A 13313-nucleotide genomic window follows, 5' to 3' on the forward strand; every position below is an offset into this window, starting at 1 on the left:
GTGTTACAGATCAAGACAAGAGAAGAACAGCAAGAAACTGCGGAGTACGGCATACTATGGCGTCATGAGGCAGAACCCGGTACCCCATTGCCACCCCCCGGGCTGCAGTTTGCCCAGCCGACATCGAGCTTCGATCGGCTTTGCCCATCCTTGCAGCTCTTCGCCGCTCTGCGCAGCGATGCTCTCAGCGGGTCGGCAGGTGTGGCATACTCCCGCACTGACGAGGGGGGAACAGTGAGCGTTGGCAGGGACGAGCGACAGCGCCATCTACCTGCCGGGCGCAAGGCGCAGCTGGCCGCGCACGTTGCCGAATCCGGCCAGGTCACGGTGGGCGAGCTGGCCGAGCGCTTCGGCGTCTCCATCGACACCGTGCGACGCGATCTCGATCAACTGGCCGCCGAGGGCATCCTCGTGCGCACATACGGTGGCGCCGTCAGTCTGTCCACGGTCTCGCGCACCACCGACCGCGCCGTCGACCAGCGGCTCGCGGTGCAGGAGCAGGAGAAGGAGAAGATCGCGGCGCTGGCCGCGTCCCTGGTCCAGGACGGCTCGACCATCATGATCAACGGCGGGACGACCACCCTCGCGCTCGCCCGCAACCTCGGCCAGCACCGCGACCTCACGGTGGCGACGAACAACCTGCTGGTGCCGGGCGCGCTCCCGCCCACAGCCATCCGCGACATCTACGTCTTCGGCGGCGCGGTGCGCGCGCTCACGCTCGCCACGATCGGCCCGGTCAGCTTCCGCGCCAATGGCGGCGTCGAGCTGGACATCAGCTGCGATCTGGCGCTGATCGGCGTCGGCGCGGTCTCCGCCGTCGCCGGCTACACGACGAGCAACCTCGCCGAGGCCGCGATGATGCAGGACATGATCTCCCGTGCGGCCCGCGTGGCGATCCTCGCCGACTCCTCCAAGTTCGGCCGCCGCCTGTTCGCCCAGGTATCGGAGCTCGGCGTCGCCGACTACCTGATCACCGACACCGCGCCGCCGCCCGACCTGCGGAACGCCCTGAAGGCGAACGGCGTGGAGCTCCTCACTCCCACGGCCAAGTCCCTGGATCCACGGCAGGCGTGACCGTTCCGTGCCCGCAGCTTCCGCGCGCAAACGCGTTCCGCCGGCCGGGCGAGCGGCAGCGGACCACGCAGCCGTGCCGCGCCTGGACGTCGATCGCTACAGCCTGTGAGGCGTTTGTCTTGTCCTGACCTGCTTACGTTCGGAGAGCGGCAGCGCGAACAGTAGATTCTTCGCCGGGTATGCCGGTGACCGAATGTAGCCCTGGCTCGTGATGCCGGTCAGCGGATGACCCGGCACACCAGCGCGTCGCTGCTGCCGCGGAAGGCGCTCATGACCACGTCCGTGGTGAGGTATTTGCACGCGAGGTACGGGTCGCCGCTGCCCACGTACTGCAGTGGCGCGCCCGATCCGGTGTAGCAGCGCAGCCCGGAGCTCTCGTAGAAGCCGATCCAGGAGGTCGAGTACCGCGAGTGGCAGTAGTCGCCGATGGACAGCGGTCCGAACGGAACATCCACGACAGCGGCGTGGGCGGGCGCGGCGAACGCGAGGGTCGCCGCGCCGGCCAGCATCGCGCCGCCGGCGATGGTCAGGAGACGTCGAATCACGGGCACCTCCAACTCATGGGAGGGCGGAAAACCCGCCTGAGGGCCCAATTATCAAATAGAAAACTTTCTTTATCAATGCTTGCCGAAGCAAGCCGATGCGTGTACTGCTGCACCGATTCTGGTGCGTGCAGGCTGGTACACCGAACGCGATCTCCTTGGCGTGGACGTCGAGGAGTTACTGCTCGAGCGTGGTGTCGAGGTCGATCACGTCACGATCTTCCGCTGGGTCCAGCCAGGTCATCGACGTGCTCTTCTCAGCCCGCCGCGATGCTGCCGGGGCCCGCCGGTTCTTCCGCCGGGCGTTAGCCACGTTGAAGGTGACACCGAGCGAGGTGGTCACCGACGCCGCGTGCAACAGCGCCGGATCAAGCTACTTTAGGGCAAGCCGGGCAGTGGTATCGACGACGGCAACGGCAGGGACGGCAGGAGCGAAGGCAGGTTGGGGACGGGGATGCCCGGGGCCGGCGACTGGCCGCCGCCGGGATTGCCGCCGCCACCGGGTCCGTCCGTGGTGGTGCCGGGCGACGGCGCGGGGCTCGGCCCGGTGGTGCCTGGTGTGGAGCCGCCGCCGGTGGACGATGGCTGCCCCGTCGGGGCGGACGCGGCGGGCAGCGAGCGGCGGATCTCGTCGATCCGGTCGAGCAACCGCTGGCGCGTCGCTGGGTCGCCGACCTGCTGTGCGTAGCCGGTGGCGGTGTCGAGCAGGCGGCGGGCCTCGTTGTAGCGGCTGGCCGCGGCCGCGTCGGCGGCCTGCACTATGGCGTGCTCGGCGGCGCGGGTGTCGACGACCTGCGGGTACAGCACCCGGGCGATCGGCCACAACGGACCGTCCGGGCTCGAACGGTGCGCGCCGAGGGCCAGGCCGCCGAGGAGTAGCGCGGCCGCCGCCACGCCGGCGAACATGCGGCGCAGGCCCGTGCCGCGCCGCCGGAGCGGCGCCGGTTCGGCCACATCCTGCCCGTCGGCGGTCGGTTCGGTCGGCATGATGAGGATGTCGTTCGCGGGAAGGTCGGTGTCGAGTTCGGCCCGCCATGCGGCGAGCAGACCGGCGAGGTCGTCGCCGTCCGGTGCCGGCTCGCCCCGGCCGAGGGCGTCGAGCAGCGTGTCGTCGGCCTGGACGGCGGCCAGGTCGACGGGCTGCTCGCCGCGCTGTTCGCTCATGCTCACGCCGCCACCTCGCCCAACATGTCACCAGCCAGCGTACGCAGCCGGGCCAGGGCCCGGGACTGGGCGACCCTGACGGCGGGTGCCGACATGCCGACGATCACGCCGACCTCTTCGGCCGGCAGCCCGACCGCCACCCGCAGCAGGACGATCTCCCGCTGCTGCTCGGGTAACAGGGCGAGCAGCCCGGACAGTCGCTGCGCCACGTCGGTGTTCATCGCCTGCTGCTCGGGGCCGGGTGCCGTGTCGGGGCGGTTGGCGAGCGTGTCGACCGGCGCGGTTGCGGCGTCGCGAACGGCGGCGCGCTGGGCGTCGGCGACCTTGTGGGCGGCGATGGCGTAGACGAAGGCGGTGAACGGGCGGCCCTGGTCGCGGTAGCCGGGCAGTGCCCGTAACAGCGCGAGGCACACCTCCTGCGCGACGTCGTCGGCGGTCGTGTAGGCGCCGCCGACGCGGCCGAGGCGGGCCCGGCAGTATCGGACGATACCGGGACGGAGCTGGGCGAGTAGGGCCGCCGTGGCGTCCGGATCGGCCCGTAGGGCCCGATTGACCAGGTCTTGTTCGATCGCAGCCGTCATCGCGTGGGGTGTGCCGCCTTCGTTACCGGGGGGTAACGGCACCGTATCCACCGACGTCGGTTTGCGCCAGCCGGGCGGTGCTCGCGAAAAAGTTTTCGCCGAGGTGTTACGTCCGGCGCCCCTCCCGCGATGTCTCCAGCAAGGGGTTCGGATAGGGAGGCCGGATGGGCGTCGAAGTGCGGGTTGAAGGACTCACCAAGTCCTTCGGCGGCCAGCCGGTGTGGTCCGACGTGTCGCTGACGCTGCCGGCCGGCGAGATCTCGGTCCTGCTCGGACCCTCCGGCACGGGCAAGTCGGTGTTCCTCAAGACGCTGGTCGGGCTGTTGCGGCCGGACCGGGGGGCGATATGGATCGGCGATCACGACCTCACCCGCCTCACGGAACGGCAGCTGTACGAGGTGCGCAAGCTCTTCGGCGTGCTGTTCCAGGACGGCGCCCTGTTCGGCTCGATGAACATCTACGACAACGTCGCGTTCCCGCTGCGCGAGCACACTCGCAAGCCGGAAGGGGAGATCCGGGGGATCGTCGGCGAGAAGCTCGAGATGGTCGGCCTGCTCGGCGCGGAGAAGAAGCTGCCCGGCGAGATCTCCGGCGGCATGCGCAAGCGCGCCGGCCTGGCCCGTGCACTGGTGCTCGACCCCGAGATCGTCCTGTTCGACGAGCCCGACTCCGGCCTCGACCCGGTCCGCACCGCGTACCTCAACCAGCTGATCATCGACCTCAATCAGCAGATCGACGCGACGTTCGTGATCGTCACGCACGACATCAACACCGCCCGTACGGTCCCTGACAACATCGGCCTGATCTACCACGGTCACCTGGCGATGTTCGGGCCGCGGGAGATGCTGCTGTCGAGCACCGAGCCGGTCGTCCGGCAGTTCCTCAACGCGCAGCGGATCGGCCCGATCGGCATGTCCGAGGAGAAGGACGCCGATGAGCTGCGGGCCGAGGCCGACGCGGGTGTCGAGCTGCCGCCGCTGCCGGCGATCCCACTGCAGCTGCAGCCGTCGAACGGGCTGCCCCGGCGCGCGGAGCGTCGGCCCGGCCAGTGGTGCCGGGACAACCGGGTGACACCACCGCCCGGATCGTTCGGCACCGAACAGGGCAGCGAACTGGGCGCGATCCGATGACCGCGCCGCTGCGTCAGTCCGGGCTGTTCTTCGCGTTCTGCCTCGACGCGCTGCGCGGACTGACCCGCCGGCCGTTCCAGGTGCGCGAGTTCCTGCAGCAGGCGTGGTTCGTCAGCTCGGTGTCGATCCTGCCCGCCGCGCTGGTCTCGGTACCGTTCGGCGCCGTCATCGCGTTGCAACTCGGCTCGCTGGTCCGCCAGCTCGGCGCCCAGTCGTTCACCGGGGCGGCATCGGTGCTCGCCGTGGTGCGCGAGGCCGGCCCGATCGTCACCGCCCTCATCATCGCCGGTGCGGGCGGCTCGGCGATCTGCGCCGACCTCGGCGCCCGGAAGATCCGCGAGGAGCTCGACGCGATGGAGGTGCTCGGCATCGACCCGCTGCACCGGCTCGTCGCCCCGCGGGTCGCCGCCACGATGCTCGTCGCGGTCCTGCTCAACGGCCTCGTCAGCGTCGTCGGCGTGAGCGGCGGCTACTGCTTCAACGTTGTCATGCAGGGCGGCACACCCGGTGCCTACGTGGCGAGCTTCCAGGCGCTGGGGCAGCTGCCGGACCTGGTCGTCGGGGAGATCAAGGCGCTGGTGTTCGGTGCCGTGGCGGCGCTCGTCGCGTCGTACAAGGGCATCACCGCACGCGGCGGGCCGAAGGGCGTCGGTGACGCGGTCAACCACAGCGTCGTCATCACCTTCATGTTGCTGTTCGCGCTGAACTTCGTCATCACCGCCGTGTACTTCCAGGTCGTACCGCAGAAGGGGAGCTGAGATGCCGGTCCTGCGACAGCTCGACAACCTCGGCGGGCAGCTGGCGTTCTACCTGCGGGCGTTCGCCTGGACGCCGCGCACGATCCGTCGGTACAAGCGGGAAGTCGTCCGGCTGCTGGCCGAGGTCAGCTTCGGCACCGGGGCGCTCGCCGTGGCCGGCGGCACGGTCGGCGTCATCTGCTTCATGACGTTCTTCACCGGCACCGAGGTCGGGCTGCAGGGATACCAGGCGCTCGACCAGCTCGGCAGCAGCGCGTTCACCGGCTTCATCTCGGCCTACTTCAACACCCGGGAGATCTCGCCGCTCGTCGCCGCGCTCGCGCTGTCGGCGACCGTCGGCTGCGGCTTCACCGCGCAGTTGGGCGCGATGCGGATCTCCGAGGAGGTCGACGCCCTCGAGGTGATGGCCGTGCCGTCGCTGCCGTTCCTGGTCACCACGCGGATGATCGCCGGTTTCATCGCGGTGATCCCGCTGTACGTGCTGGGCCTGCTGTCGAGCTACCTGGCCACCCGCACCATGGCCATCGTCTACTTCGGACAGTCGGCAGGCACCTACGACTACTACTTCCACCTGTTCCTGCCGCCGGAGGACGTACTCTGGTCGTTCGGCAAGGTCATGGTGTTCAGCGTGATCGTCATGCTCGTCCACTGCTACTACGGCTACACCGCCGGCGGTGGCCCGGCCGGCGTCGGCGTCGCGGTCGGCCGCGCCGTGCGGCTCGCGATCGTCGCGGTGAACGTCGTCGACTTCTTCCTGTCGCTGGCCATCTGGGGCGCGACCACGACGGTGCGGATCGCCGGATGAACGCCAGACACCGGGTGCTCGGCATCGCGTTCGTCGTGCTGCTCGGTGCGGCGCTCGGCCTCGCCGTGCTGCAGTACCGCAAAACCTTCGACGACGTGACCTGGGTGACGCTGCGGACCGGCCGGACCGGCATGCAGCTGAGCCCCGGCGCGGACGTCAAGCTCTTCGGGGTCGTCGTGGGGGAGGTGCGCACGGTGTCCACCGGCGGCACCGGTGCGCGGCTGCGGATCGCGCTCGACCCGGCGCTGGTGCCGCAGATCCCCGCCGACGTCAACGCCCGGCTGCTGCCGAAGACCCTGTTCGGCGAGCGGTACGTCGCGCTGCTGCCGCCCGCGGGCACCACCGGGCGGGCGATCCGCGACGGCGACGTCATCACGCAGGACCGCAGCGAGAGCGGGGTCGAGCTGGAGCAGGTGCTCGACAACGCGCTGCCGCTGCTGCAGTCGATCCAGCCGGACAAGCTCGCCGCGACGCTCGGCGCGCTGGCCACCGCGCTGGAGGGCCGGGGCACGCGGCTCGGCGAACAGCTGGTGTCCCTGGACCAGTACCTGGCCGCGCTCAACGAGCAGATGCCGCTGATCGCCGAGGACGTACGCCGGCTCGCCACCGTGCTGGACGTCTACGACGGTGCGCTGCCGGACCTGCTCGCGATCCTGCGCGACGCGTCGGTGACCGCGACGACCGTGACGAACCAGCGCACCCAGCTGGCGGCGCTGTTCGCGGACACCACCGAGGCCGCCGACGCCACCCGGCTCTTCCTCGAACGCCACGGCGACCAGCTGATCCAGGTCGGCGACGTCAGCCGTCCGCTGCTGGAACTGCTGGCCGCCTACGCACCGGAGTACCCCTGCCTCATGAACGGTCTCGTCGCGCTGCAGCCGCGGGTGGAGCAGGTCTTCGCCACCGGCCGGATGCGCATCACGCTGGAGATCACCCGCGACAACGGCAAGTTCGAGCAGGGCCGGGACGAGCCGGTGTACGGCGCGAACAACGGCCCTAACTGCCGCGGCCTGCCCGACCCGCACGTCCCCGCACCGCAGACGCCGATCAATGACGGCTACGACTACGGCGCGGCCCGCCCCGGGCCGCCGAAGCTGCCGGTCGGTCTGCTGCCCGCCACCGCGGCGACGCTGCCCACCGCCGACGCCGCCACCGCGGAGGAGCGCCGGCTGCTGCAGCCGCTGCTCGGCTCGCAGCTGGGCGTGCCCCCGGCCGAGGTGCCTGACATCGCGGTACTGCTGTGGGGCCCGCTGCTGCGCGGAGCGGTGGTGAACGCACCATGAACCGGGCCGTGCTCGCTCCACTGCTGAAGCTGACCGCGTTCGCGGCGGTGACCGTCCTGCTCACCGCGATGCTGGCGCAGACCCTCGGCGCCTTCTCGTCCGGCGGCACCGTCTACCGGGCCCGGTTCACCGACGTCACCGGGCTACTCGCCGGCGACGACGTGCGCATCTCCGGCGTGCGGGTGGGCAAGGTGCGCGACATCACGGTCGTCGACAACACCGTCGCCGAGGTCGCCTTCACGGCCGCCGACGACATCCCCCTCACCACGACCGTCCACGCGACGATCCGCTACCGGAACCTGGTCGGTCAGCGGTACATCGCGTTGAGCGAGGGGCCCGGCGACTCGCGGCCGCTGCGCCCGAACGGGCTCATCCCGCAGTCACAGACGACCCCGGCGCTGGACCTGACGGTGCTGTTCAACGGGTTCCGGCCGCTGTTCACCGCGTTGACCCCGCAGGCCGTCAACCAGCTGGCGTACGAGATCATCCAGCTCCTGCAGGGCGAGGGTGGCACCGTCGCGAGCCTGCTGCGGCGCACCGCCTCGCTCACCGGCACACTCGCCGACCGCGACGCCGTCATCGGCCGGGTCGTCACGAACCTCAACGCCGTCTTGTCCACACTGGCCGATCACAGCGGCGAGCTCGACGAGGCGATCCGGCAGCTGCAGCAGTTCGTGTCCGGGCTGGCCACCGACCGGGTCGCGATCGGCGACGCACTGGTCAACCTGGGCGACCTGACCGGCGCGACCGCGTCGCTGCTCGGCGACGCGCGGCCGTCGCTCGCGGCCGACGTCGACGCGCTCGGCACGCTGTCGACGACCCTCAACGACAACGCCGCCGTCATCGACGAGACGCTCGCCGGGCTCCCCGACCGGTACAGCTCGCTGACCCGGGTCGCGTCGTACGGCTCGTGGTTCAACTTCTTCCTCTGCGACTTCGACGGCCACGTCAGCGTCGCCGGGCACGGCGACCTGAACCCGGCCACGTTCAGTTCGCAGGCGGCGCGCTGCACGACTGCGGGAGGTCGCGCGTGAAACCGTTCCGGGAACGCAATCCGCTCGTGGTCGGCGCGGTCGGCCTCGCGGCGCTGGTGGGCCTGGTGGCCGGGGCGTTCCAGCTCGACGCCCTCGACACGCTGACTGCCCAGGGCTCCTACCGCGCCGCCTTCCGCGACGCGAGCGGCCTGGCGCCGGGCAACGAGGTCCGCGTCGCCGGTGTCCGCGTCGGCGAGGTCACCGCCGTCGACCTGGCGCGCGGCGGCGCCGGCCCGTACGTGCGGGTGCGGTTCCGCCTCGACGACCACGCCGTGCGGCTGGGGAAGGCGACCAGCGCGACGATCCGCATCAAGACCGTGCTGGGCCAGAAGTACCTGGCACTCGCCCCCGACGGGCCGGGCCGGCTCGCTGAGGACGCCGAGATCCCGCTGGAGCGCACCGCTGCCCCGTTCGACGTGGTCCAGGCGGTGACCGGGCTGGCCGAGACGCTCGACGAGATCGACACCACGCAGCTCGCGACGGCGTTCACCACACTCGCGCAGACGTTCGCCGACACCCCGGCGAGCGTGAAGTCGTCGCTGGACGGGCTGTCACGGCTGTCGAAGACCGTCGCCGACCGCGACACCGAGCTGCGGGAACTGCTCGCCCGCGCCCACGACGTCACCGGCGTCCTCGCCGCCCGGGACGAGGAGTTCCGCAAGCTCGTCGCCGACGGCAACGCGCTGCTGGCGGAGGTCAACCGGCGCAAGGACGCGATCCACGACCTGCTCGTCGGCACCAACACGCTGGCGACCCAGCTGTCCGGCCTTGCCGCCGACAACCGCGAGCAGCTCCAGCCGGCGCTGCAGCAGCTGCGCGGCGTCGCCGCCACGCTCCAGCGCAACCGCGACAACCTCGAACAGACCATCCAGAACATGGGGCCATTCGTCAACGCGTTCGCGAACGTCGTCGGCAACGGCCGCTGGTTCGACTCCTACGTCGCGGGGCTGCTCCAGCCCTACCAACCCACGACGGGAAGGCGCTGAGATGCGTTCACGTCGCCTCATCGCGATCGTCGCGGTGCTCGCCGTGGCCGCCGCCGCGGCGGTGGTCGTCGCCACGCGCGGCGCACCGCAGCGGCGGCTCGTCGCGCACTTCAGCCGCGTCGTCGGCATCCACGAGGGCTCGTCGGTCCGGGTGCTCGGCGTGCGCATCGGCGAGGTGGTCTCGGTGACCCCGCAGGGCCGCACGGTCCGCGTCGAGATGCGCTACGACGCGAGCCGGCGCGTCCCCGCCGACGCGCAGGCGCTCATCATCCCGCCGAGTGTCGTCAGCGACCGGTACGTGCAGCTCGCCCCCGCCTACAACGGCGGCGCCGCGATGCCCGACGGCGGCGACGTGCCGCTGCAGCGCACCGCCGCGCCGATGGAGATCGACGACATCTACCGGGCCCTCGACGAGTTCAACAAGGCGCTGGGTCCCGAGGGTGCCAACGCCGACGGCGCGCTCAAGGACCTGGTCGCCGCCGGGCGCGCGAACCTCGAAGGCAACGGGGAGGCGCTGCACACGACCCTCGGCGACTTCTCCCGCGCGCTGTCCACGCTGGCCGACGGCCGTCAGGACCTGTTCGGCACAGTCGCCAACCTGCAGCTCTTCACCACCGCGCTGGCCCGCAGCGACCAGCAGGTGCGGGCGTTCAACCAGCAGCTCGCCACGGTGGCCGGTCAGCTGGCCGGCGAGGGGGACGAGCTGGCCGCCGCGTTGCGCAGCCTCGCGACCGCGCTCGCCGACATCACCACGTTCATCAAAGAGAACCGTGACGCGCTGAAGTCCAATGTGGACGCCCTCGCGGACGTCACGGGCATCCTGGTCCGCCAGCAGAAGGCGATCATCAACATCCTCGACGTGACCCCGCTCGCGGTGTCCAACCTCAACCTCGCGTACAACGCCCGATCGGGGACGATCGACACGCGGGACAACGCGCTCGGCCCGTACGACCCGGCGAGCTACATCTGCTCGCTCATGGTCGACCTCGTGCCCACGCCGCAGATCCCCAAGGAGTGCTTCGCGCTCGCCCAGACCCTCAACGCCAAGAAGCTGCCCATGACCGACCAGCTGCGCAAGCTCCTCGGCCTGCCGGCGGCGACGGGTGGGGCCGACGCCGCCGGCCCACCACCGACCGGCGCGCCGGTCGTGCCCCAGCTGCCCGAGGTCGTGCAGGACCTCACTGTCGGCGGCATCCTGCGGGGTACACGATGAAGCGCACCGCCCTCGCCGGTCTCACCGTCGTGCTGCTCGCGGGCGGGTGCGGGCTGCCCGACGTCGCGTCGCTGCCGCTGCCGGGCGGCGCGCCGGCCGGCGATGGGTACACCGTGACGGCCGAGTTCGCCGACGTGCTCGATCTTGTGCCGCAGGCCGCGGTCAAGGTCAACGACGTGACCGTCGGCAGCGTCGAGCGGATCTCGCTGTACGGCTGGACGGCCCGCGTCCGGATGCGCATCGGCAGGGACGTGCGGCTGCCGGAGAACGCCACCGCCGCCGTGCGGCAGACGAGCCTGCTCGGCGAGAAGTACGTCGCGCTGGAGGCGCCCACCACCGAGTCCCCGCGCGGCCGACTGACCGACGGCGCGGTCGTGCCGCTGGCCCGCACCAGGCGGGCGGCCGAGGTCGAGGAGGTGCTCGCCGCGCTGGGGCTGCTGCTCAACGGCGGCGGGCTGAGCCACCTGAAGACCATCAACGAGGAGCTGGCCAAGGCCCTGGAGGGACGGGAGACCGAGGCGAAGGACGCCCTGCACCAGCTGGACACCTTCGTCGGCGGCCTGGACCAGCAGAAGGCCGACATCGTCCGCGCGATCGACTCGCTCGACCGCCTCACCGGGCAGCTGTCCCGGCAGCGGGACGTCATCGGCACGGCGCTGGACTCGCTCGCGCCGGGCCTGACCGTGCTCGAGGAGCAGCGGGACCAGCTCACGCTCGCGCTGACCGCCCTCGGTGAGCTGGGCCGGGTCGGCACCCAGGTGGTCACCCGCAGCCGCGACGACACGCTGGCGGTCCTGCACTCACTGCAGCCGATCCTCGAACAGCTGGTGAAGGCGGGCGACGCCCTGCCGAAGTCGCTGGACTTCATGCTGACGTTCCCGTTCCCGCCCAACGTCACCGGCGCGATCGTCGGCGACTTCGTCAACCTCGGCGCGACCGCCGACCTCGACGCGACCACGATCCTGTCGAACCTGCTGGTGGCGACCGCGCCGCCGGCCGCCGCGGGCTCCGCGCCCGGCGGTCGGCCGGGGCACACCGACAACCCGTCCACCGGTGGCAAGGTGCCGGGCAAACCGCCGTCGACCGTACCCTCGCTGCCCGGCGTGCTGCCGTTGCCGTGCCTGCCGCTCGGCGGGGTCCTGCCGCCCGGCTGGCAGCCGCCGTCCGGGTGCGACCTGCCCGAGGGCTGCAAGCTGCTGCCGCCGGGCACCATCGCACCACCCGGCAGCCTGCTGCCGCCCGGCGGGATCGTGCCGCCCGGCACCGTCTTCCCGCCCGGCACCGTGCTCCCACCCGGCACAGCCCTGCCGCCGGCCTGCCTGCTGCCGCCGGTCACCGGCGCGGTCACCGGGCAGCAGGGCCCGCTGCCGAACCTGCTCAACGGAGGGTTGCTGCCGTGATCCGACGCGCCGCCAAGTTGCAGGTCCTGGCCTTCCTCGTGGTCGGGCTCATCGGCGTCGCCTACGTCGGTGTCACGTACGTGGGGCTCGGCGACCGGCTCCTCGGCCGCGGGTACGTCGTCTACGCCGACTTCGCCGAGGCCGGCGGCATCTTCCCGAACGCGCCGGTGACCTACCGCGGGGTGCCGGTCGGCCGGGTCGACGCCGTCGCGCTCCACGACGGCGGGGCCCGGGCGCAGATGCGGATCGACGACGGGGTGCTGGTCTCCCGCGACACCAGGGCCGTGGTCGGCCAGCGCTCCGCGGTCGGTGAGCAGTTCCTCGACCTGCGCCCGGAGACCGACGCCGGCCCGTACCTCACGGACGGCTCGGTCATCCCGCGCAGCCGCACCGGCATCCCGCTGGCCCCCGAGACGCTCCTGGCGAATCTCGACGCGCTCGTGCGCTCCGTCGACCCGGCCGCCCTGTCGATCGTCATCGACGAGCTCGGCACCGCCTTCGAGGGCAACGAGCAGGCGCTGCGCACGATCATCGACGCCGGTGACCTGCTCCTGCAGGAGGCGACCGCGAACCTGCCTCAGACGGTCACCCTGCTGCGCGACGGCCGCACCGTGCTCACAACACAGGAGGAGTCCGCGGCGGCGATCCGGGCCTGGGCGAGCGGGCTGGCGCAGCTCGCCCAGACGCTGCGCTCGTCCGACGCCGACCTGCGCCGGCTCATCGCCAACGGGCCGCCGGCCGCCGAGCAACTCGTCGCGCTGCTGGACGGGCTCGACCCGACGATCGGCACGCTGCTGGGCAACCTGATCTCGGTCAACGGCGTCGCCACCCGGCGCCTGGCCGGCATCGAACAGATCCTGGTCGTCTACCCGATGGCCATCGCCGGCGGCTTCACCGTCACGCCGGGCGACGGCACCGCACACCTCGGGCTGGTGCTCAACGTCGACGATCCGCCGCCCTGCAAGTACGGGCAGACCACCCGGTGCAGCGGTGCCGACCAGGCCCGCGGCTCCAGTGTCCGCGGCACGAACAACGTACCGCGCCCCAGCGGCGGCGACCCGCCCCCGCCCGGCGACCCGGGCGCCCAGACGGGCGGCTACGACCCGGCGTCCGGCCTGGCGCTGGGCACCGACGGTCACCCGCTGCTGTTCGGCACCACCGGCGGGCAGTACCAGTTCGCCGGGGACCAGTCCTGGAAACAGCTCCTGCTCGCCGGGCTCGCCCCGTAGACCTTGGAAGGAGGGCATCGGCCCGCGGCGGCGGTCACCGGCGGGTCGAAGGTCTTCAACGCGCTCAGCGACGGGACTTCGATGCGGTCGATGGTGTGGCCGACGGCGCGCTCG

13 protein-coding genes and 1 pseudogene are annotated in these 13313 nt (G+C 71.5%); 11 read left to right on the forward strand and 3 right to left on the reverse strand.

The genetic code is table 11. The features are described from left to right. Window positions 1-1074, forward strand: coding sequence for a DeoR/GlpR family DNA-binding transcription regulator (locus tag AB0J72_RS43565; protein WP_363410830.1), 1074 nt, complete (start codon window positions 1-3; stop codon window positions 1072-1074). A gap of 218 nt (window positions 1075-1292) precedes the next feature. On the opposite strand, the gene AB0J72_RS43570 is transcribed toward AB0J72_RS43565, so the two are convergent. Next, window positions 1293-1619, reverse strand: a complete 327-nt coding sequence (locus AB0J72_RS43570) for a hypothetical protein (protein WP_363410833.1) — start codon at window positions 1617-1619, stop codon at window positions 1293-1295. A 163-nt stretch (window positions 1620-1782) separates the two neighbouring features. Between AB0J72_RS43570 and AB0J72_RS43575 the strand changes: the two are divergent. Beyond that, window positions 1783-1969 (forward strand): annotated as a pseudogene (locus tag AB0J72_RS43575) (DDE-type integrase/transposase/recombinase); the annotation flags it as partial. Between the two features lie 25 nt (window positions 1970-1994). Here the strand turns inward: AB0J72_RS43575 and AB0J72_RS43580 are convergent. Beyond that, window positions 1995-2780, reverse strand: a complete 786-nt coding sequence (locus AB0J72_RS43580) for an anti-sigma-D factor RsdA (protein WP_363410866.1) — start codon at window positions 2778-2780, stop codon at window positions 1995-1997. 2 nt (window positions 2781-2782) lie between these two features. Beyond that, the gene (shbA, locus tag AB0J72_RS43585; RefSeq protein ID WP_363410836.1) at window positions 2783-3361 is read right to left on the reverse strand and encodes an RNA polymerase sigma factor ShbA; all 579 of its coding nucleotides are present in this window, start codon (window positions 3359-3361) and stop codon (window positions 2783-2785) included. A gap of 164 nt (window positions 3362-3525) precedes the next feature. Here shbA and AB0J72_RS43590 point away from each other — a divergent pair, with 164 nt between their 5' ends. Genes AB0J72_RS43590 through AB0J72_RS43630 form a run of 9 tightly spaced genes read left to right on the forward strand, consistent with a single transcriptional unit; the run spans window position 3526 to window position 13199 of the window. Continuing rightward, window positions 3526-4491, forward strand: a complete 966-nt coding sequence (locus AB0J72_RS43590) for an ABC transporter ATP-binding protein (protein WP_363410839.1) — start codon at window positions 3526-3528, stop codon at window positions 4489-4491. Further along, entirely contained in the window at window positions 4488-5249 is a 762-nt protein-coding gene (locus AB0J72_RS43595) for an ABC transporter permease (protein ID WP_360573109.1), read from the forward strand. Before AB0J72_RS43590 ends, AB0J72_RS43595 begins: the two co-directional genes overlap by 4 nt. Before the next feature lies 1 nt (window position 5250). Then, window positions 5251-6054 (forward strand): ABC transporter permease, encoded by an 804-nt coding sequence (locus tag AB0J72_RS43600; RefSeq protein ID WP_363410842.1) that lies wholly within the window; start codon window positions 5251-5253, stop codon window positions 6052-6054. Beyond that, window positions 6051-7337, forward strand: coding sequence for an MCE family protein (locus AB0J72_RS43605; protein ID WP_363410845.1), 1287 nt, complete (start codon window positions 6051-6053; stop codon window positions 7335-7337). The genes AB0J72_RS43600 and AB0J72_RS43605 overlap by 4 nt, the downstream gene beginning before the upstream one ends. Beyond that, on the forward strand, window positions 7334-8371 hold the full coding sequence (locus AB0J72_RS43610) for an MCE family protein (protein WP_363410848.1): 1038 nt from the start codon (window positions 7334-7336) through the stop codon (window positions 8369-8371). The genes AB0J72_RS43605 and AB0J72_RS43610 overlap by 4 nt, the downstream gene beginning before the upstream one ends. Continuing rightward, a complete protein-coding gene (locus AB0J72_RS43615; RefSeq protein ID WP_363410851.1) occupies window positions 8368-9357 on the forward strand; it encodes an MCE family protein in 990 nt (329 codons plus the stop codon). The genes AB0J72_RS43610 and AB0J72_RS43615 overlap by 4 nt, the downstream gene beginning before the upstream one ends. A 1-nt stretch (window position 9358) precedes the next feature. Continuing rightward, window positions 9359-10570: an MCE family protein gene (locus AB0J72_RS43620; RefSeq protein WP_363410854.1), complete on the forward strand. Its 1212-nt coding sequence runs from the start codon at window positions 9359-9361 to the stop codon at window positions 10568-10570. Continuing rightward, on the forward strand, window positions 10567-11970 hold the full coding sequence (locus tag AB0J72_RS43625) for an MCE family protein (RefSeq protein WP_363410857.1): 1404 nt from the start codon (window positions 10567-10569) through the stop codon (window positions 11968-11970). Before AB0J72_RS43620 ends, AB0J72_RS43625 begins: the two co-directional genes overlap by 4 nt. Next, entirely contained in the window at window positions 11967-13199 is a 1233-nt protein-coding gene (locus AB0J72_RS43630; RefSeq protein ID WP_363410860.1) for an MlaD family protein, read from the forward strand. Before AB0J72_RS43625 ends, AB0J72_RS43630 begins: the two co-directional genes overlap by 4 nt. The last annotated feature ends 114 nt before the right edge of the window (window positions 13200-13313 follow it).

This window comes from Dactylosporangium sp. NPDC049742, from assembly GCF_040674675.1.
GTDB lineage: Bacteria > Actinomycetota > Actinomycetes > Mycobacteriales > Micromonosporaceae > Dactylosporangium > Dactylosporangium maewongense.